Genomic DNA, 19,094 nt, shown 5'->3' on the forward strand with positions numbered 1-19,094 from the left:
AAATGGATTTATGACTAGTAACACTTCACATTCCACTGCGAACTACGCCACCGACTCCCGTTTCCCCGGCCCAGACCCCTATGCACCGTTGGGGGATGTCCCAGCTTTTACCGTGGCCTCGTCCGATATCGAGGAGGGAGCGGAGATCGCAGAGCGCTTCCGCGCACCTGAAAATGTCTCGCCCCAGCTGTCCTGGTCGGACGTGCCCGAAGGGACCAAGTCCTTTGCCATCACGTGCTTTGACCCTGACGCGCCGACGGGGTCCGGCTTCTGGCACTGGGCTGCCTTCAACATCCCGGCCGACGTACGCGAGCTCCCCACAGGTGCAGGGTCCGCTGAGGATCTCGGACTCGAAGGCGTCATCAGCTTGCGCGGTGACTCTGGCCAGCGCGTCTATTATGGCCCCCAGCCGCCTGCAGGTCACGCCCCGCACCGCTACCTCTTCGCCGTTCACGCTGTCGACGTCGAACGCCTCGAGATCGACCCGGAGGCAACACCTACGGTCCTCGGCTTCAACCTTTATTTCCACACCCTCGGGCGCGCGATTACCTGGGGCTGGTACGAGGCCCACTAAGCGGCCCAATTACACTCATCACAATGAGTAAGAACCCGGACATCCCTCCCACATCCGACGGAGTAGAAATCCCCGCCGCCCTGCGCGTGGGCGGCGCTTTCATGTTGTTGGCTGCCGTGTTAGCACTATTCGGGCTCGTGTCCATTTTCACCGACGGATGGGGCGCCACCTTCGAATGGACGTGGCGCCGCCTCGCCATCGTTGGTGCGGCCCTCCTCGTCGGCGCATTCAGTACCCAACGCCGCGATCAGCGTGGTAGCCGCGAACAAATCATTGCGCTGATTCTCGCGCTAGTGCTTATCATCGCCAGCCGCGCGCTGCCTAGTACGGTCCTCACAACGATGGGCCAATACGTCGTCTTCCTCTACGCAGTGGCGGCAGGGCTGTGCGCGGTTATCATCCGCCGCACACTGCGCTAAACGCTGAAGCGCTCCGTGCGGCTGGCCTGAAAGCTCTTCGCCGGGCTAGTCAATCCATTCAAGACCAGAACCAATGGCCTCCGAGATATTGCTGAGGCGGTGAGCGTGGATCTGCTGGGCAATGCCGCGGTGGATGTCACGGATCCAATCCGGGCCGCCGTAAATCAAGCCGGTGTAGCCCTGCAACAGCGAAGCGCCTGCCGTGATGCGCTCCCATGCTTGCTCCGGGGTGGAGATTCCGCCTGCGGAAATGAGTACCAGGTCGTTGCCTACGCGGGCATGGAGGCGCTTGAGCACCTCTAAGGAACGCGCAGCCACCGGGGGACCCGACACGCCGCCTGCGCCCATGGCGGCAACCTCAGCGGATGGGGTCTTCAAACCCTCGCGAGAAATGGTGGTGTTGGTAGCCACGATTCCCGCCAGCCCCACGTCAACGGCCATATCCGCCACAGCATCAATGTCCTCATCGCTGAGGTCTGGGGCAATCTTGACCAAGACCGGCGAGGACGTCGATTCCACCACGGCTTCCATGATGGGGCGCAGCGATTCCACTGCCTGCAAATCACGCAGCCCCGGGGTATTAGGGGAGGACACGTTGACCACAACGTAGTCGGCCAGCTCCCCGAGAACTGATGCGCACTGACGGTAGTCATCCACTGCGTGCTCAGCCTCGGTGACCTTGTTCTTTCCGATATTGATGCCGATGACATCGTTGTAGCGGCGCTTCCGCAGGTTTCGTGCGGCCGCCAGCGCCCCTTCGTTATTGAAGCCCATGCGGTTGAGGATGGCCTTGTCTGCTTTGAGCCGGAACAACCGGGGAGCCGGGTTTCCCGGCTGCGCCTTCGGGGTGATGGTGCCCAGCTCCGCGTACCCAAAGCCGATGGGGGACCAGACGTCGGCTGCCGCCGCGTTCTTGTCAAAGCCTGCTGCTAGACCCAGCGGGCGCGGAAAGTGCACACCAAACACGTCTTGTTCAAGGACGGGATCGGCAACCGGCAGAGCTTTGCCCAGAGCTCGGTTGAAGGGGCCGGCCGATTGGAACACAGCCAACCCACCGTTGATGATCCCGTGAATTCTTTCCGGGCTGAGCTTAAACATCCCCTTCAAGGCGGCTTGATAAGCCACGTGGCGGGCGCGGTCAAGAGCGGAGTACTGCATGCATTGTCCTTTGGAAAGTTGAGGCTAAAGGGGGGACTGAAATACTAACGCGGGGATTTCTCGAGCTGTGGATCAGAAATGAATTGGAGTCCGTCGCCAGAAGCGGAGGCGGCGACGAGGGTGCCGTCGCCAAGCACGGCAATATTGCGCGCATCCGCCACCGTATCCATGGTGCCGACGTTCTCCGGGACACCCGCAGCGATGGTGTAGGCGTGGAGGAGGTTGTTGTCTGTAGTTGTCGCCCACGCTAGCTTGCGCCCGGCGTCCCAAGCCACACCCCACGGCGTGCCATCGGTATTGCCGTACTGGTGCAAGCGGATGACGTCGCTGGCGGTATAGATGGCGATGCGCTTGCCGACGGTATCCGAAGCCACAACCACGGCGCCCTCGCCGCCTGCGATCTGACCTACGCCCTGGCCCACGCGAAGGCGTCCGCCTGCACGCTCCTTCTCCCAATCCAGCGATTGAATTGTGGAGTCTTCCCTCAAGACACGGACGATGCCGTCGGCGCCATCCGGATTAGGCACGGAGATGAGCTGATCCGAGCCTGCTTCCACAGTGATGCCGGTAGTGCGTTCACCGTCTAGGTACACGCCGATAGTGGTGGAGTCCTTCGAGCCAACGAAGACTTCGCCACTGGAGGCTTCCGCAGCCACCGTCACCGGTTGCTCCTCTTCCACAGCCAATTCCTGCGGGGAATCCGGCTTGAGCGGATCAATGAGCATAACGCTATCCCCGCACGCTAGAAGGAAGTGCTTCTCAGAAGCGGTGAGGTCACCACATTTCTCGTCCACGGTAACCTGCGTGGACTTTTTGCCTTCAAAGTCCGCAGCTGAACCTACCGCGAGCGAGTCCTCGGTGCGCACGGCGAGGATGTCGCCGACGGCTGCGAGGTCTGTCGCCGCATCGAATGGCACGACGTTACCCACCGGCTTCTCGGATGCCGGGGAGGACGCGGGCTCGGCCTTGCCATAGACCGCCGAGTCGGGGTCCCCGCCAACCCCGACCGTGGGATTACAGGCGGCAAGCGCGCATGCGCTGGAAAGGAGGGCAAAAGAAAGCAGGACTCGACGCGTTTTCACGATCCCTCATCCTAGCAGCCAGCGTGGTGGAAACAGGAAGCGATGGGACTCCCGAGTAGGCTATCGCGGGTGACTACAACAGCTACAACTGAAGCCATGACATGGCTGCAGGTCATCGTCCTGTCTCTTGTCCAAGGCCTCACCGAATTCCTGCCCGTGAGCTCGTCTGGGCACTTGCGCATCGTCTCCACTCTTTTCTGGGGACAGGATGCCGGTGCTTCCTTCACCGCTGTCATCCAGCTGGGCACCGAGCTAGCGGTGATCGTCTACTTCGCCGGGATGATTTGGCAGATCCTGAAAGGCTGGTGCGTGGGCCTCGTGCACAAGGACCAGCGTGGTCAGGATTATCGAATGGGTTGGATGGTCATCGTTGGCTCAATTCCGATTGGCATCCTGGGAGTGCTGGGGAAAGACCTGATTAGGGATAATCTGCGCAACCTATGGATTACTGCTTCCATGCTCGTCCTGTTTTCCTTTGTGTTCATCCTGGCAGAGCGCGTGGGTAAGAAAACCCGCAGCTTCGACGAGCTCACGATGCGCGATGCCATCGTTATGGGACTATGCCAATGCCTAGCACTCATCCCTGGCGTCTCACGCTCCGGCGGCACCATCTCCGGTGGCCTCTTCCTCGGCCTCGACCGTGAGGTGGCCACGCGCTTTAGCTTTCTTTTGGCTATTCCGGCGGTGATGGCCTCGGGGCTGTTTTCGCTCGGCGACGCTTTCGGTCCCACCGTGGGACAATCCGCCACCGGCGCCCAATTACTCGTTGGCACGCTCATCGCCTTCGTTGTGGGCTATGCATCTATCGCCTGGCTGCTGAAGTTCGTGGGCAGCCACTCCTTCGAGTGGTTCGCCGCTTACCGCATCCCCGTCGGCCTGATCGTCATGCTCTTGCTGGGCCTTGGCGTGCTGGCCGCGTAGGAGGTGAAGAGGCCCAGCCCCGCAGCATCCTGCGATACACAGCCCTGTGCCCGGCCATGCGCCCGCGTCGGAGGCAGCACACGTTAGGATTGTGGGCATGCAATCTTGGCCTGTCCCGCACATCGATTCCGTCCCTGGCGCTCCGTCGCCGCTTCACCTCTATGACTCCGCTGATGAAGCGGTAAAGAAGCTCGACATCAGTGGGGAGACTGCCACCATGTACGTCTGTGGCATCACCCCATATGATTCGACCCACCTGGGCCACGCCGCGACCTATCTGACCTTTGATCTGATTTACCGCCAGCTGCTGGATAACGGCTACAAGGTGAATTACGCCCAAAACATCACCGATGTGGATGATCCGCTCTTCGAGCGCGCGGAGCGCGATGGCGTGGATTGGCGCGAGTTGGGCACCTCCCAAATCAACCTTTTCCGCTCAGACATGGAGCTGCTCTCCGTGTTCCCCCCGGATCACTTTGTGGGGGCGATGGAGGCCATCGACGAGATTACGGAGATGGTGCAGGCGCTTCTCGACGCCAATGCGGCCTACGTCGTCGACGATCCGGAGTACCCGGATATTTATGCCTCCATTGAGGCCTCGAAGAACTTCGGCTACGAGTCGAATTACTCCCGCGAGCAAATGGAGACCTTCTTTGCCGAGCGCGGTGGCGACCCTGATCGCCCCGGCAAGCGCGATCCTCTTGACGCTCTGATTTGGCGCGCGCACCGTGAAGGCGAACCGGCCTGGGATTCGCCTTTTGGTCCGGGCCGCCCTGGATGGCATATTGAGTGCTCCGCCATCGCAACCAACCGGCTTGGCTCCAGCTTCGATATTCAAGGCGGCGGTTCGGACCTGAAGTTCCCGCACCACGAATTCTCCGCAGCGCACGCAGAAGCAGCGCTCGGCGTGGAGCGCATGGCGCAGTCCTACGTACACACCGGCATGATCGGCTTGGACGGAACCAAGATGTCCAAGTCTTTGGGCAACCTCGTGTTCGTCCACAAGCTCGTGGAGGCGGGCGTCGATCCCTCGGCGATTCGCTTGGGCGTCTTCGCTGGCCACTACCGTGCCGACCGTGACTGGTCAGATGACGTTTTGCGCACTGCGCAGGAGCGACTCCAGCGATGGCGCGAAGCTTTAAGCCATCCGGGCACGGTGGAGGAAGTCAAGGAGGTGATTCAGCACCTGCGGTTGGCGTTGGCTGATGATCTCGATACTCCGCGCGCCATTGCGGTTCTCGATGAATGGGCGAAGAAGGCTCCAGAATCCGGGGAAGCAACAGAAGAGGCATCCGATTTGCTGCGCACCGCAGTTAATTCCTTGCTGGGCGTGCGCCTCTAGGTAACTTCAGGCATGATTTAGCTCATGACGATTCGTGCAGAATTCCAGCCCACCGTTGATGAGTTCATGTCCAACCTACAGTCCTTCGCTACCGGGGATTACCTCAAGGAAGAAGAAAAGGAATTCTGGGAGGCCCCGTTTGATGCCGCGGTACTCCCACGCCTTCGCACTATCTTGGAGTCCTTCCTCGACGATATGGATAAGCTTCCGGATGACCCTGAAGGGTCACTCCTGAGCGCCGCGGTACGCCCCACCGTGGACAAGCTCGCGGCCTTCAACCAAGAAAACGCAGATGCAGTGCTGGAACCGGAGGAGAAGGAAGAGCTCACAGAGCTTATTCACTCCGCCTCTGCGGCAACCGGTGCGGACGATGAGGCGCTCGCGCAGCTTCCGGAGCTGGACTTCTAATTGACTGACCACGCAAATTCCGCTTTCACTACCCGTCCAGCAGCAATCTTTTGGGATATGGACGGCACACTGACCAACTCCGAGCCCCTGTGGGAAGAGGCCACTTTTTATCTCTCTGAAACACTAGGGCGCCGGTTAACACCCACGGAGCGCTTAGCCACGGTTGGCGCTACCTTCGAAGACACACTCAGCATCTGTGCGCACAAAGCAGGCGTTACGCTTCAGCCAGGAGATAACGAACGCTATCGTGCGCTCATGTTCGATTACGTCAGGTCCCTTTTTGCCCAACACCTGGAGATTTTCCCGGGGATTCCCGAGCTGCTCGACGAACTCAAGGGCCTGGGAATGCCGATGATCGTGACCACAAACACGGAACGATATGTGGCTGATTCCGCGATTGCGGCCTTAGGCCGCGAGTACTTCGTCGACACGATTTGCGGTGACGAAGTACCCCAAGGCAAACCTGCCCCCGATATGTATATCGAGGCGGCGCGTCGAGTGGGTGCCGATCCACGGGACTGCCTTGTATTTGAAGACTCTGCGGCAGGTATGCGCGCGGCTGTCGACGCCGGGTGCACCGTCATCGGACTGCCGGAGGGAGACCACGTCGCGGCGCCCGAGCAAGCCACCGAAATTACTGACCTCCGGGGCTCTGCTCACCGTCATCTGAAGGGGGCGACGGCGGCCAATGTTCACGAGTGGTTTAGCCGGTTGCGCGCCGACTAGACGTACCGATTTCAGTTGCGCATCATGTCAGCCGGCTTTGCGTAACTGAGAATTTCGGCCGACTAGCAGAATTTTATGCAGCGGTGTGGAAGAATAAACCACCGTGAAGAATTTTGAGAGCCTATTTGAGGAACTGTCCCAGAAGATCGCCGAACGCCCTGAGGGCTCCGGCACCGTGGAGTCTTTTGACAAAGGCATCCACCATCTGGGCAAGAAGATCATCGAAGAGGCTGGCGAAGTGTGGATCGCCGCGGAATACCAGTCTGATGAAGAGCTCGCTGAGGAGATGTCACAGCTGCTGTATTGGCTCCAGGTTATGGCCCATAAGCGTGGCCTGAAGCTCGAAGACATTTACACCTACCTTTAATCGGCCATAAAGCCGTCCCACCATTCACCGTATTCAGCGTAGAAAGCACCACACACTGATGATCAAAATCGCCGTCCCCAACAAGGGATCGCTGTCCGAGGCAGCCCTTGAAATCCTCAAGGAAGCCGGCTACAAGGGCCGCGGACACAGTAAATCGCTCAACGTCGTGGACGAGGAGAACGGAGTCGAGTTCTTCTTTCTGCGCCCAAAGGATATCGCTATCTACGTGGCACAAGGCGTCTTGGATCTGGGAATTACTGGTCGAGACTTGGCGCTCGATTCCCGAGCGAAATTCAATGAAGTTCTAGCACTCAATTTTGGCGGCTCGACCTTCCGTTACGCCGCACCAGCAGGGGAGCAGTGGGACGTCGCCAAGCTGCAAGGCAAGCGCATCGCCACGTCCTATCCCAACGTGGTACGCGATCACCTCGCTGCCAATGGAATCGATGCCGAGGTTATCCGCCTTGACGGTGCAGTAGAGATTTCGATTCACCTTGGAGTCGCGGACGTCATTGCCGACGTTGTCTCCACAGGAGCCACCCTCCGCCAGCAGGGGCTTGAACCCTTCGGCGACCCCATCGTCTCCTCGGAGGCCGTGGTGATAAAGCGTGAGGGAGAAGACGTCACCGCTGATGAAAACGTTGTGCTTAGCCGCATTCGAGGAATCCTCAATGCGCGCCACTACGTCATGCTGGACTACAACGTGGCAGAAGAAAAGTTGCCAGACGTCGAGGCGGTGACCCCTGGGCTTACAGGACCGACCATCTCTCCTTTGGCCCGTGAAGGGTGGGTTGCCGTGCGCGTCATGGTTCCCCGCAAACTGGCCAACCAAGTTATGGACAGCCTCGAAGAGCTCGGGGCAGAGGCAATTCTTGCCTCGGATCTTCGGATTGCCCGCTTTTAGGGGGAGATTCCAAACATTTTATTCGGGCTCCTAGCTACGATGGGGACTGACCATCATCGTTCTTCGATTTTTATGCAAGGAGTCAGCCCCGATGGCAAAGACAACTAAGAAGGATGCACAAGCAGAGGCCAAAGAGACCAAGGATGTAAAGTCCCAGGTCGAAGAAAAGGCCACCAACAAGTCTTCGAAGTCCGCCTCTAGCAAGAAGACGCGTACTGAGACTGACCTTCTCGGCTCCCTGGAAGTTCCGAACGATGCGTACTACGGCGTTCACACGCTCCGCGCTATCGAAAACTTCCAGATTTCCTACGTGACCATCAACACCATCCCGGACTTCATCCGCGGCATGGTCCAGGTCAAGAAGGCCACCGCTATGGCCAACCGCCGCCTGCACGTTCTTCCGAAGAAGAAGGCAGAAGCAATTATCTGGGCCTGTGACCAGATTCTCGAAGAAGGCCGCTGCATGGACCAGTTCCCGCTGGATGTCTTCCAGGGTGGCGCTGGCACCTCGCTCAACATGAACACCAACGAGGTTGTGGCCAACCTGGCGCTCGAGCACCTCGGTGAGGAAAAGGGTGCCTACGACATCATCAACCCGAACGATGATGTCAACATGTCCCAGTCCACCAACGACGCGTACCCGACCGGCTTCCGTCTCGGCATCTACTACGCGATGGAGGACCTCATTGAGCGTATCGACGCGCTGCAGGCTGCGTTCCACGCCAAGGGCAATGAGTTCGTTGACATCCTGAAGATGGGCCGCACCCAGCTGCAGGACGCAGTGCCGATGACCCTGGGTGACGAATTCAAGGCCTTCGCTCACAACTTGGCCGAAGAGCAGGCCATCCTGCGTGACGCCCAGAAGCGCCTGCTGGAGATCAACCTCGGCGCAACCGCCATCGGTACCGGCGTGAACACCCCGGCCGGCTACCGCCACCAGGTCACCGCAGCACTGTCTGAGGTGACGGGCCTTGAGATCAAGACCGCCCGCGACCTCATTGAAGCAACCTCCGACTGTGGCGCCTACGTGCTTCTGCACTCCACCATTAAGCGCGCAGCGATGAAGCTGGCCAAGATCTGTAACGACCTGCGCCTGCTGGCCTCTGGCCCGCGCGCCGGCCTGGCTGAGATCAACCTGCCACCGCGTCAGGCCGGTTCCTCCATCATGCCGGGTAAGGTCAACCCGGTTATCCCGGAGGTTGTCAACCAGGTCTGCTTCAAGATCTTCGGTAATGACCACGTAGTCACCATGGCTGCCGAGGCTGGTCAGCTGCAGCTCAACGTCATGGAGCCGGTTATCGGAGAGGCACTGTTCCAGTCCATCCGCATCATGGGCAACGCCGTCGACACCCTGCGTGAGAAGTGCGTCGTGGACATCACGGCTAACGCTGATGTGTGCCGCGCATACGTTGAGAACTCCATCGGTATCGTCACCTACCTGAACCCGTTCATTGGTCACCACAACGGTGACATGATTGCTAAGGAGTCCCTCAAGACCGGCAAGGGTGTTAAGGAACTCGTTCTGGAGAAGGGCCTGCTCGATGAGGAGACCCTTAACAAGGTTCTGTCCGTTGAGAACCTCATGCACCCGGAGTTCCGCGGTCAGCTCTACATCGATGAATAAACCGTCGTCAGCACCAGTGTTGTAAATACGCTCTGCTGTTTCGTCCACGCCCGTACTGCCTCGCTGAAGGTGGTACGGGCGTTTGGCTGTTTTCAATCCGACTGATGCTACCGACACCGTGGACACCCCGATGGGGGAGCAGTGGTTGGCATCGGTGTGTAAACGGACACAATCGGGCCTGGATTCTCGCCAAAGCCACATAAATAGGGCAGAATTAGAACTGTCAGTTGTCGCGCCCAGGTCGTGTACTGACCACAGCGCGAATTACCACCCATACTGCAGTTCACCTGCACATATTGGAGTTACATAATGGTTGTTGTGCACATCATTATCGTCCTTGCGGCGATTTATCTCGGTGCCCGAATTGGTTCGATCGGTATTGGTATGGCCGGCGGCTTGGGCGTTCTACTACTCGGCCTCACCGGTGTCCCCGTAACGCGTGAAGACATCCCCTTTGATGTCATTGGCATCATCATGACCGTGATCGCCGCCATTGCTGCCATGCAGCGCGCTGGCGGTATGGACTATCTGGTCTACCTTGCCGAAAAGTTTCTTCGCAAGAACCCAAAGAGGATCACGTTCTACGCACCTATCGTTACGTGGTTGATGACCGTCCTAGCGGGCACCGGCCACACGGCGTTCTCCACGCTCCCGGTTATCGTTGAGGTAGCGAAGGAAGGCAAGGTCCGTCCTTCCCGTCCGCTTTCGATTTCCGTCGTAGCCTCGCAGATGGCAATCTGTGCCTCACCTATTTCCGCAGCCGTCGTTCTGTTGGCTTCGCTGCTGGAACCGATGGGTGTGGGCTATTTGCAGATCCTCGCGGTCCTCATTCCGGCTACGTTCCTCTCCATTTTCCCTGCCGCTTGGGTAGCAAACCGCTCGGGCGCAGAACTCGAAGATGACCCCGTTTACCAAGAGCGCAAGGCCCAGGGCTTGGTGAAGCTGCCGCAGGGTTCCCAGAACTACGCTCCGGCACAAGGTGCAAAGACCTCGGTCATCATCTTCCTCGTCGCCATCGTCATCGTGATGCTGTGGGCCACCCTTACCTCATCTCAGGTGGGTCTTATCGAGGAACCGACGCTGCCGCGAAACGAGGCCATCATGACAGTGATGCTCACCGCTGCAACCCTCATTGTCATGGTCACCAAGGTCCCCGCCGGCGACGTTCTCAACACGCCTGTCTTTAAGTCGGGTATGTCCGCCTGTATCTGCGTGCTCGGTGTCGCATGGTTGGGTACCACGCTGATCAACCACTACATGGAGGACATCCAGGCCATCTCCGGGTCCATCATTGAGTCCGCCCCGTGGCTGCTGGCCATCGTGCTCTTCTTCGCTGCGGCGCTCCTGTACTCGCAGGCCGCAACCACCAAGGCTCTCATGCCGGCAGCCCTGGCCCTCGGCGTCAATCCGCTTACCGCAGTGGCTGCCTTCCCAGCAGTGTCCGCACTGTTCATCCTGCCGACGTACCCGACCTTGTTGGCGGCCGTCGAAATGGATGACACTGGCTCGACTCGCATTGGCAAGGCTGTCTTCAACCACCCGTTCATCATTCCAGGCACTGTGAGCATCGTCTTGTCGGTCCTCCTGTGCTACGCCTTTGGCGCAGTCCTTATCTAGCATCACCTAGCATCATTTAGAAATAATTTGATGTTGCTTAGCGCGCTTCTTTAGCGCGCTAAGCTGGAGAGCATGACTACGCAACCTTCTGATGTTGATATTGCTCAAGCTCACCAGCTCGAACCGATTTCGGATATTGCTGCACGCGCAGGCATTCCGGAGACGGCTCTTATTCCTTATGGGCAAAGCAAAGCCAAAGTGGATATCACTCGAGTTGGGGATACTCCCGCAGATGGCAAGTTGGTCCTCGTCACCGGCGTCTCACCGACGCCAGCTGGCGAGGGTAAATCTACTGTTCTTATCGGCTTGACCGACGCCCTCACGCAGCTGGGCAAGAAGGCTATCGTCGCCCTTCGCGAGCCTTCCCAGGGCCCTGTCATGGGCATCAAGGGAGGCGCCGCGGGTGGCGGCTACTCTCAGGTTGTCCCAATGGAGGACATCAATCTCCACTTCACCGGTGACTTCCACGCTATCGCCGCGGCCACCAACACCTTGGCCGCCATCATCGATAACCACATCCACCAGGGCAATGCGCTCAACATCGATCCGCGCCGCATTACCTGGCAGCGCTGCGTTGACGTCAATGACCGTGCCCTGCGCCACGTTGTTACCGGGCTCGGTGGCCCCGCCCACGGCGTGCCGGGGGAGACTGGGTTCACCATTACGGCGGCGTCGGAAATCATGGCCATCCTCGGCCTCGCAACCGACTTGGCAGACCTAAAGAAGCGTCTCGGTGACATCACTGTGGGCTACACCTACGACCAAAAGCCAGTAACCGCCCGCGAGTTGGGAGCAGAAGGCGCACTAACAGCGCTCATGCGTGATGCCCTGAACCCTAACCTGGTCCAGACCCTGGGCGGCACCCCTGCCTTCGTCCATGGCGGCCCCTTCGCCAATATCGCTCACGGCTGCAACACGCTGCTGGCAACCCAGACTGCGATGCGCTTCGGTGACATTGTCCTCACGGAGGCAGGCTTCGGCGCGGATCTCGGCGGCGAGAAATTCATGGACGTCAAGTCCCGCTTCGGTGACCTTGACGTCGCCGGCGCCGTCGTTGTTGCGACTATCCGCTCCCAGAAGTATAACGGCGGACAGCCGCGCGAGGAGCTCACTACCGAGAACCTGGAGGCGCTAAAGAAGGGCGTGGTGAACCTCGAGCGCCACGTTGAGAACGTGCGCAAGTTTGGACTCAAGCCAGTGGTCGCTCTCAACCTCTTCTGGAGCGATACCGAGGCCGAGCGCGAGTTCATGCGCCAGTGGGCCGCCGATTTCGACGTCGCGCTCGAGGAAGCAGAAGTGTGGGCCAAGGGCGGAGCGGGAGCAACAGCGCTGGCTGAGCGCCTTCTGGAGAATCTTTCCGAGGGTAACTCCCACCAGCTCTATGATCCCGCTGAGGGCATCGAGGCCTCCATCGACACCATTGCTAGGGAAATCTACCGCGCCGAGCGGGTGGAGTACTCGTCTAAGGCGCTGAAGGATTTGAAGTACATCAAGGACAACGGTTGGGAGGAGTTCCCAGTCGTGATCTCGAAGACTCAATATTCCTTCTCGGATGATCCGAGCCAGCTCGGCGCCCCGGAAGGCCACGTCCTTCATGTCCGCGAGCTGCAGCCCCGCACAGGCGCTGGCTTCATTGTGGCGCTGACCGGCGACGTCATGACCATGCCGGGTCTACCGAAGAAGCCCGCGGCCAACAACATCGATGTTGCTGCGGATGGTTCCATCTCTGGCCTGTTCTAAGCCGCGGCTCGCTCTTCGGGGCGCCGTCTACGAGGCCCGGTCCGGCCACCCGGGGTACTCGGGTGGCGTGCCGCCGAAGGCGGGGCATAGGTCTTGGAAAGAACACCAGCCACAGAGCTTCGAGGTCTTGGGCCTGAAGTCACCGGACTTGCCATCGCCTTCGATCTTGGCCCAGAGCTCACCCAGGTCGCGCTCGAAGTACTCGAGCTCCTCCGGCCCCGGCGTGAGGAACATCGAATCCAGGACCTTGAGGTACATCAGCCGCAACTGCGTGGGGATGGTGCCGAGCAGCCGCCAGTACACCAGCGCGTAGAAGTTCATCTGGAACTGCGCGTCCTGGGAGTAGCGGGGGAGCGGCTTCTTACCGGTTTTATAGTCCACCACGCGTACCTCGCCGGTGGGAGCAACATCAACGCGGTCGATGAACCCACGGACGGGCACGCCGTTGGGCAGAACTGTATCGACGTACATCTCGCACTTGTGGGCGTCGAAGCCTTGGGGGTTTTCCATCTGGAAGTAGCCCTTAACCAGCTCGCGCGCCTCGACGAAGAAGTCCAGTTCTTCGGGCTCCGGCACCAAATCACGCAGCTCGGGGTCTTTGTCCAGCATCACCGCCCATTCGGGCTTGATCATTTTCACCGCGGCCGGGTACTCACGTTGCTCGCGGGGCAGCTGGTGCATCTTTTCTAGGACTGCGTGGACCAGCGTTCCCTTCACCTGGGCCTTCGTCTTGGGCTCGGGCAACTTGTCAATAGCCCGGAAGCGATAGAGCAGCGGGCATTGTTTGTAGTCGGAGGCACGGGAAGGGGAGAGGGCTAGTCGTTTCGGCATAGTGCTCCTCAGCCTAGCGCATAGCCCACCGCGAACCTTCCCGCATCTCCCGACCGTCCGTGGCAAGCTAGATGGCATGAGCACTACGCAAAATTTTCTTGATTTCATCGCAGCCAGCCCCTCGTCCTATCACGCAGCTGAAGAGGTGGCGCGCACGCTCGTCGCCGCCGGTTTTAGCCGCCAAGATGAGTCTGCCGAATGGTCAGCTGCACCAGGCGGTCACGTCATGGTCCGGGGTGGTGCGGTCATGGCATGGTATGTCCCCGAAGGTGCCGGCCCGGATTCCGGCTTCCGCATTATCGGCTCCCACACCGATTCACCCGGCCTGGCTCTCAAGCCCACCCCGGACTTCGATTCCGCAGGGTGGCAGCAGGTAGCCGTCGAGGTCTATGGCGGGGTGCTTCTCCACAGCTGGTTCGACCGCGAGCTCACCGTCGGCGGCCAGGTCATCACGAAGGATGGCAACCGCCACTTGGTCAATACCGGCCCCTTGCTGCGCTTGCCTTCCTTGGCGATCCACCTCTACCGCAAAGATGAGTTCAAGCCGGATCGCCAGCGCCACATGCAGCCGGTGCTCTCCGTGGGTACTCCGGAGACGTCGGTGATGGGGGTCGTCGGCAAGCAGCTTGGCGTAGACCCAGAGGATATCGCTTCCTTCAACCTGATTACCGCGGATGCCCAGCGCGGTGAGGTCTTTGGCGCCGGCGAAAAGCTCATCGCTGCCGGGCGCATGGACAACCTTTCTTCCGTTCATGCTTCGCTGCGTGCCCTGCTCGCTGCTGCAAAGAACGCCGACTCCATCGAGCACAAGGACGTCCTCGTCATGGCGGCCTTTGATCACGAAGAGGTGGGCTCCTCTTCGCGCTACGGCGCAGGTGGCCCGATCCTGGGGGATATCCTGACCCGCACCGCCCGTGCCCTCGGCGCGAACGAGGAGCAGCGTTTCCAGATGTTTGCGCGCTCCAGTTGTGTCTCGGCCGACGCCGCGCACTCCGTGCACCCCAACTACGCCGAAAAGCACGATCCCACGCATCATCCGATCATCGGCCAAGGCCCGGTGACCAAGATTAACGGCAACCAGCGCTATGCTTCCGACGCTAATACCGTGGCCCTGTGGGAATCTGCCTGCCGCCGTGCGGGTGTTCCGGTCCAGCGCTTCGTGGGAAATAACGATGTCCCGTGTGGCTCCACCATCGGGCCGATTTCTGCCACCCGTCTGGGCATCCCCACCGTTGATGTGGGAGTGCCGATGCTCTCGATGCACTCGATCCGTGAGCTGGTAGGCGAGCGCGACCAACTATGGCTTGGTGACGCCCTTGAGGCATACTTGGTTGGTTAATCCTTGCCCCTAACTTTGTGAAAGGTTTTTCACGCTATGGCTTATTCTGGCCCCTTCCGCTACGGCGACCGCGTGCAGCTCACGGATGCCAAGCGGCGTCATTACACCATCGTCCTCGAGGAGGGAGGCCAGTTCCATTCGCACAAGGGCATCATCAACCACGATGACATCGTCGGCATGGATGAGGGCTCCGTCATCGATTCGACGCTGGGCAGCTCCTTCCTCTTGTTCCGCCACCTCATGGTGGATCACGTCTTGTCGATGCCGCGCGGCGCCGCGGTGATTTACCCCAAGGACTCCGCGCAGATCCTGGTCGAGGGCGATATCTTCATGGGTGCGCGCGTGCTGGAAGCCGGCGCCGGTTCCGGAGCACTCTCAATGACCCTCTTGCGCGCCGTGGGGCCAGAAGGCCACGTTTTCTCCTATGAGGTGCGCGATGATCACTTGGAATACGCCGTGAACAACGTCGCCGAATACTTCGGTGAGCAGCCCGAGTGGTGGAGCCCGCGGCTTGGCGATTTGGCCGATGTGACCGTCGAGGAGCTCGGCGGCCCCGTGGATCGCGTCATCTTGGACATGCTCGAACCCTGGGAGCACCTCGAGAAGGTGCGCGATATCCTCATCCCGGGCGGCGTCTTCATGACTTATGTGGCCACCGTGCCGCAGCTGATGAAGGTGATGGAGGGAATCCGCGAGCTGAAGTGCTTTACGGAGCCGCGCGCCTGGGAGTCCCTCGTGCGTGAATGGAAGGTGGAGGGCTTGGCCACCCGCCCGGAGCACCGCATGAACGCGCACACCGCGTTCCTGATCTGGACGCGTCGGCTTGCCGACGGCGTCACCCCGCCCCGCCCGCAGCGCCGCGCCCGAAAATAAGCCCCGAGGCTTAACGTGGCGCACCGCGCGCTAGGGTGGATTCTATGAACGATGCCACTCATTCCCAGGAACTTGGCCAGCACCGCCGCCAGATAGAGCAACTGGCTGAGCGCAATGCCAAGCTTGCTGCCCTGTTGAAGGATGCGCGCACGAAGCTTCAGCAGATGCTCGCGGAGGTGGACGCTCTTGCAGAGCCTGCCTCCACGTACGGCGTCTTTCTTGGCTATTCCGGGCGCGCACACGATTCGCGCCGCGATGCTGAGGTATACACCAATGGCCGCGCCATGCGGGTGAAGATTTCTCCGAACCTGGAGCCAGGCTCGTTAGAAGTCGGGCAGCAGGTCCGCTTGGGCGAAGGATTCGTGGTGGTGGAGGGCTGTGCCCCGGTGAATACCGGCGCGCTGGCGACGCTCCAGGAGCGCCTAGGCACCGACCGCGCGGTGGTTATCAATTCCGCGGGCGAAGAGCAGGTGGTGCTGCTCGGCACGATGCTGCGCGATACCGTCCGTGCCGGCGATACCCTCCTGGTCGAGCCGAAATCAGGCGTGGCCACCGAGCGCGTGCACAAGACTGAAGTAGCGCAGCTCACGCTGGAGGAAGTCCCGGACGTATCCTACGAGGACATCGGTGGTTTGGACGAGCAGATTTCGCTCATCCGCGATTCGGTCGAGTTGCCTTTCCTCCACCCAGAGCTCTACCGCCAATACGATCTCCAGCCGCCGAAGGGCGTGCTGCTCTATGGCCCACCTGGCTGTGGCAAGACGCTCATCGCCAAGGCGGTCGCGCATTCTCTGTCGGCGTCCCTGGGCGCTACTGCCCCCAGCTACTTCCTCAACGTGAAGGGCCCAGAACTGCTCAACAAGTTCGTGGGTGAGACTGAGCGCCGTATCCGCCTCATCTTTGAACGCGCCCGCGAGCTTGCCTCCGAGCCCACTGCTGATGGTAGCCAGCGGCCGGTCATCATCTTCTTCGATGAGATGGAATCCATCTTCCGCACGCGCGGCTCCGGTGTGTCCTCCGATATGGAAACCACCGTCGTCCCGCAGCTGCTGACGGAATTGGATGGCGTCGAGAAGCTCAGCAATGTCATCGTCATCGGTGCCACCAACCGCGAGGAGCTCATCGACCCCGCCATCATGCGCCCGGGGCGCCTCGACATCAAGATCCGCGTCAACCGGCCCACCAAGCAGGGCGCGCGGGAAATCTTTGCGCGCCACTTCCCGGAATCAGTCCCGCACGAGGGCGAGCTTTCCCAGCTCATCGATACCGCAGTGGAGGATCTCTACGCGGAGCGCCCCTTCGTCACGCTGCACTTCTCCAACGCGGATCCTCGCGTGCTGCACTACCGGGACTTCGTCTCCGGCGCGATGATCGCCAACATCGTCTCCCGCGCAAAGAAGTTGGCTATCAAGGAGGCTTTGGACGAAACCAACGCTGCGGAGGGTAAACAACCCGCAGGCATCACCGCCGCGCACCTGCACCAGGCCATTGCTGCCGAGCAGGCTGAATCGGAATACGTACCGACATCCGCCAACCCGGAGGAGTGGGCCAAGATCGTCGCCGGGACCTCCGCCGGCGCGCATGTCACCGGGGTCGAATTGATGGGAGTAAAACCTTGAGCCGTGTCCTAGGAACCGAAACCGAGTACGGAATCTCCACGCCGTCGAACCCGGCGTTGTCACCAATCGTGACGTCCACGCACGCGGTAGTGGCCTATGCCGCCCTGCATACCGGTGCGCGCTCCCGCTGGGACTTTCGGGAGGAGCACCCGCTGCGCGATAGCCGCGGCTTCGATCTCAAGCGCTACCACACCGTGCCTGTGGTGGACCCAAACGCGCTGGGCGTGGCCAACGTGGTGACCGCCAATGGCGCGCGCTTCTACGTCGATCACGCCCACCCTGAGTATTCCTCGCCGGAGTGCACCAATGCCTGGGATGCGATGCTTTACGACGCCGCCGGCGACCTCATCCTGCGCCGCGCTGCCGATGCCGTGGCATCTCTGACTGCCCAAGGCACGTCAGTACTGGCCACGCACGATCCCTGCCCGCCGCTGAAGTTCTACAAGAACAATGTCGACGGCAAGGGTGCTTCCTATGGCAGCCACGAAAACTACCAGTACTCCCGGGAGACTGATTTCGACGACATCGCCCAAGGTCTGATCCCGTTCTTCGTCACCCGTCAAGTGGTCACCGGTGCTGGCCGCATGGGCCTGGGCGCTGATGGTGAGGAACCGGGTTTCCAGATTTCGCAGCGCGCAGACTATATCGAGCAGGAGATTTCCCTGGAAACCACGCTCAACCGCGGCATCATTAACACCCGTGATGAACCGCATGCGGTGGCAGAAGACTTTGGCCGCCTGCACGTCATCATCGGTGATGCCACGATGGCCCATACCTCGACGCTGCTCAAGCTGGGCATGACGTCACTGGTGTTGGACGCCATAGAGGAAGGCGTTGACTTCAGTGACCTGCGCCTGAAGGACCCCGTGGCAGAGGTCCAGCGAGTCAGCCGCGACCTCACCCTGACTCATCAGCTGGAGCTTCACGACGGCCGCCACCTCACCGCCCTCGAGATCCTCGCCGTCTACCGGGAGCGGGTTACTGCGACCTCAGAGTCAGATGAGAAGGTTCTTGCCGCCTGGGACGAGGTCGTGTCGCTCTTGGCGGACAACCCGTTGAAGGCGGCCCACCTCCTGGATTGGGTAGCCAAGTACCGCTTGATTAAGGGCTATCTTGACCGCGGCGTGGCTGCGGATGATCCGAAACTGGCGCTCATCGACTTGCAGTACACCGATATCGATCCGGCCAAGTCCCTCTACCACGCGCTCGTGCGCAAGGGGCAGATGCGCACCTTGGTCAGCGAGGACCAGATCGCTGCGGCCGCCGACACCCCGCCCACGGATACCCGCGCTTTTCTGCGCGGCCACGCCACCCGCAAGTTCGGCGAAGACGTCCTGGCCGCGTCGTGGCAGTCACTAACCTTCCGAATTGGTGAAGCCGAGGGCGCCAACTCGGGAGCCGCCTGCGTGGCCCTCGATGACACCACGCGGCTCGGGCAGGACGAAGTGGGAACCTTGCTGGAATCTGCGGACAGCGCCACCGATTTCGTCGACGGTTTGCGCCAGCTCGGGGTGCGAATCGAGTACCCTACACTGTATTAGCGCAGCAAA

General features: G+C 60.4%; 18 protein-coding genes. 15 read left to right on the plus strand and 3 right to left on the minus strand.

The window, feature by feature from the left end:
• The first annotated feature begins 10 nt into the window (after window positions 1–10).
• The gene (locus M5J06_RS02410; protein ID WP_250223866.1) at window positions 11–574 is read left to right on the plus strand and encodes a YbhB/YbcL family Raf kinase inhibitor-like protein; all 564 of its coding nucleotides are present in this window, start codon (window positions 11–13) and stop codon (window positions 572–574) included.
• A 23-nt stretch (window positions 575–597) separates the two neighbouring features.
• Window positions 598–993 (plus strand): hypothetical protein, encoded by a 396-nt coding sequence (locus M5J06_RS02415; RefSeq protein WP_070520563.1) that lies wholly within the window; start codon window positions 598–600, stop codon window positions 991–993.
• 45 nt (window positions 994–1,038) lie between these two features.
• On the opposite strand, the gene M5J06_RS02420 is transcribed toward M5J06_RS02415, so the two are convergent.
• Together M5J06_RS02420 and M5J06_RS02425 are read right to left on the minus strand one after the other, a co-directional pair.
• Window positions 1,039–2,151, minus strand: coding sequence for a quinone-dependent dihydroorotate dehydrogenase (locus M5J06_RS02420; protein WP_250223867.1), 1,113 nt, complete (start codon window positions 2,149–2,151; stop codon window positions 1,039–1,041).
• Between the two features lie 44 nt (window positions 2,152–2,195).
• On the minus strand, window positions 2,196–3,233 hold the full coding sequence (locus M5J06_RS02425) for an NHL repeat-containing protein (protein WP_250223868.1): 1,038 nt from the start codon (window positions 3,231–3,233) through the stop codon (window positions 2,196–2,198).
• A 69-nt stretch (window positions 3,234–3,302) separates the two neighbouring features.
• On the opposite strand from M5J06_RS02425, the gene M5J06_RS02430 reads away from it, so the two are divergent.
• From M5J06_RS02430 to M5J06_RS02470, 9 genes are all read left to right on the plus strand, one after another.
• Window positions 3,303–4,154, plus strand: a complete 852-nt coding sequence (locus M5J06_RS02430; protein WP_210386601.1) for an undecaprenyl-diphosphate phosphatase — start codon at window positions 3,303–3,305, stop codon at window positions 4,152–4,154.
• 97 nt (window positions 4,155–4,251) lie between these two features.
• Entirely contained in the window at window positions 4,252–5,496 is a 1,245-nt protein-coding gene (gene mshC / locus M5J06_RS02435) for a cysteine--1-D-myo-inosityl 2-amino-2-deoxy-alpha-D-glucopyranoside ligase (RefSeq protein WP_070564548.1), read from the plus strand.
• Window positions 5,497–5,520: 24 nt separating this feature from the next.
• Window positions 5,521–5,904, plus strand: a complete 384-nt coding sequence (locus M5J06_RS02440) for a hypothetical protein (RefSeq protein ID WP_070520547.1) — start codon at window positions 5,521–5,523, stop codon at window positions 5,902–5,904.
• Window positions 5,905–6,630 carry an HAD family hydrolase gene (locus M5J06_RS02445; RefSeq protein ID WP_256485272.1) on the plus strand — a complete coding sequence of 242 codons (726 nt, stop codon included), beginning with the start codon at window positions 5,905–5,907 and terminating at the stop codon, window positions 6,628–6,630.
• 103 nt (window positions 6,631–6,733) lie between these two features.
• A complete protein-coding gene (locus M5J06_RS02450) occupies window positions 6,734–6,997 on the plus strand; it encodes a phosphoribosyl-ATP diphosphatase (RefSeq protein ID WP_070520541.1) in 264 nt (87 codons plus the stop codon).
• 58 nt (window positions 6,998–7,055) lie between these two features.
• On the plus strand, window positions 7,056–7,901 hold the full coding sequence (hisG, locus tag M5J06_RS02455; RefSeq protein ID WP_070520538.1) for an ATP phosphoribosyltransferase: 846 nt from the start codon (window positions 7,056–7,058) through the stop codon (window positions 7,899–7,901).
• A 91-nt stretch (window positions 7,902–7,992) separates the two neighbouring features.
• The gene (aspA, locus tag M5J06_RS02460) at window positions 7,993–9,525 is read left to right on the plus strand and encodes an aspartate ammonia-lyase (RefSeq protein ID WP_070520535.1); all 1,533 of its coding nucleotides are present in this window, start codon (window positions 7,993–7,995) and stop codon (window positions 9,523–9,525) included.
• A gap of 309 nt (window positions 9,526–9,834) precedes the next feature.
• Window positions 9,835–11,142, plus strand: a complete 1,308-nt coding sequence (locus M5J06_RS02465; protein ID WP_070520532.1) for an anaerobic C4-dicarboxylate transporter — start codon at window positions 9,835–9,837, stop codon at window positions 11,140–11,142.
• A 72-nt stretch (window positions 11,143–11,214) separates the two neighbouring features.
• Window positions 11,215–12,882 (plus strand): formate--tetrahydrofolate ligase, encoded by a 1,668-nt coding sequence (locus M5J06_RS02470; RefSeq protein WP_250223869.1) that lies wholly within the window; start codon window positions 11,215–11,217, stop codon window positions 12,880–12,882.
• A gap of 27 nt (window positions 12,883–12,909) precedes the next feature.
• Here M5J06_RS02470 and M5J06_RS02475 read toward each other — a convergent pair whose 3' ends face one another.
• A complete protein-coding gene (locus M5J06_RS02475; protein WP_250223870.1) occupies window positions 12,910–13,713 on the minus strand; it encodes a RecB family exonuclease in 804 nt (267 codons plus the stop codon).
• 76 nt (window positions 13,714–13,789) lie between these two features.
• Between M5J06_RS02475 and M5J06_RS02480 the strand changes: the two genes are divergently transcribed.
• Genes M5J06_RS02480 through dop form a run of 4 tightly spaced genes read left to right on the plus strand, consistent with a single transcriptional unit; the run spans window position 13,790 to window position 19,085 of the window.
• Complete coding sequence (locus tag M5J06_RS02480; RefSeq protein WP_250223871.1) at window positions 13,790–15,052, plus strand: M18 family aminopeptidase; 1,263 nt, start codon at window positions 13,790–13,792, stop codon at window positions 15,050–15,052.
• 36 nt (window positions 15,053–15,088) lie between these two features.
• The gene (locus M5J06_RS02485) at window positions 15,089–15,925 is read left to right on the plus strand and encodes a tRNA (adenine-N1)-methyltransferase (protein WP_070520523.1); all 837 of its coding nucleotides are present in this window, start codon (window positions 15,089–15,091) and stop codon (window positions 15,923–15,925) included.
• Between the two features lie 44 nt (window positions 15,926–15,969).
• A complete protein-coding gene (gene arc / locus M5J06_RS02490; protein WP_070520520.1) occupies window positions 15,970–17,544 on the plus strand; it encodes a proteasome ATPase in 1,575 nt (524 codons plus the stop codon).
• Window positions 17,541–19,085 carry a depupylase/deamidase Dop gene (gene dop, locus M5J06_RS02495; protein ID WP_250223872.1) on the plus strand — a complete coding sequence of 515 codons (1,545 nt, stop codon included), beginning with the start codon at window positions 17,541–17,543 and terminating at the stop codon, window positions 19,083–19,085. The genes arc and dop overlap by 4 nt, the downstream gene beginning before the upstream one ends.
• Window positions 19,086–19,094 lie beyond the last annotated feature (9 nt).

The sequence above is a fragment of the Corynebacterium intestinale genome (genome assembly GCF_023574125.1).
GTDB classification, from domain to species: domain Bacteria; phylum Actinomycetota; class Actinomycetes; order Mycobacteriales; family Mycobacteriaceae; genus Corynebacterium; species Corynebacterium hesseae.

Bases quoted from the DNA above. Each gene is read 5' to 3' on its own strand.
- M5J06_RS02410 (WP_250223866.1), top strand. From the start codon at position 11: ATGACTAGTAACACTTCACATTCCACTGCGAACTACGCCACCGACTCC.
- M5J06_RS02415 (WP_070520563.1), top strand. From the start codon at position 598: ATGAGTAAGAACCCGGACATCCCTCCCACATCCGACGGAGTAGAAATC.
- M5J06_RS02420 (WP_250223867.1), bottom strand. From the start codon at position 2,151: ATGCAGTACTCCGCTCTTGACCGCGCCCGCCACGTGGCTTATCAAGCC.
- mshC (WP_070564548.1), top strand. From the start codon at position 4,252: ATGCAATCTTGGCCTGTCCCGCACATCGATTCCGTCCCTGGCGCTCCG.
- M5J06_RS02440 (WP_070520547.1), top strand. From the start codon at position 5,521: ATGACGATTCGTGCAGAATTCCAGCCCACCGTTGATGAGTTCATGTCC.
- hisG (WP_070520538.1), top strand. From the start codon at position 7,056: ATGATCAAAATCGCCGTCCCCAACAAGGGATCGCTGTCCGAGGCAGCC.
- aspA (WP_070520535.1), top strand. From the start codon at position 7,993: ATGGCAAAGACAACTAAGAAGGATGCACAAGCAGAGGCCAAAGAGACC.
- M5J06_RS02465 (WP_070520532.1), top strand. From the start codon at position 9,835: ATGGTTGTTGTGCACATCATTATCGTCCTTGCGGCGATTTATCTCGGT.
- M5J06_RS02470 (WP_250223869.1), top strand. From the start codon at position 11,215: ATGACTACGCAACCTTCTGATGTTGATATTGCTCAAGCTCACCAGCTC.
- M5J06_RS02475 (WP_250223870.1), bottom strand. From the start codon at position 13,713: ATGCCGAAACGACTAGCCCTCTCCCCTTCCCGTGCCTCCGACTACAAA.
- M5J06_RS02480 (WP_250223871.1), top strand. From the start codon at position 13,790: ATGAGCACTACGCAAAATTTTCTTGATTTCATCGCAGCCAGCCCCTCG.
- M5J06_RS02485 (WP_070520523.1), top strand. From the start codon at position 15,089: ATGGCTTATTCTGGCCCCTTCCGCTACGGCGACCGCGTGCAGCTCACG.
- arc (WP_070520520.1), top strand. From the start codon at position 15,970: ATGAACGATGCCACTCATTCCCAGGAACTTGGCCAGCACCGCCGCCAG.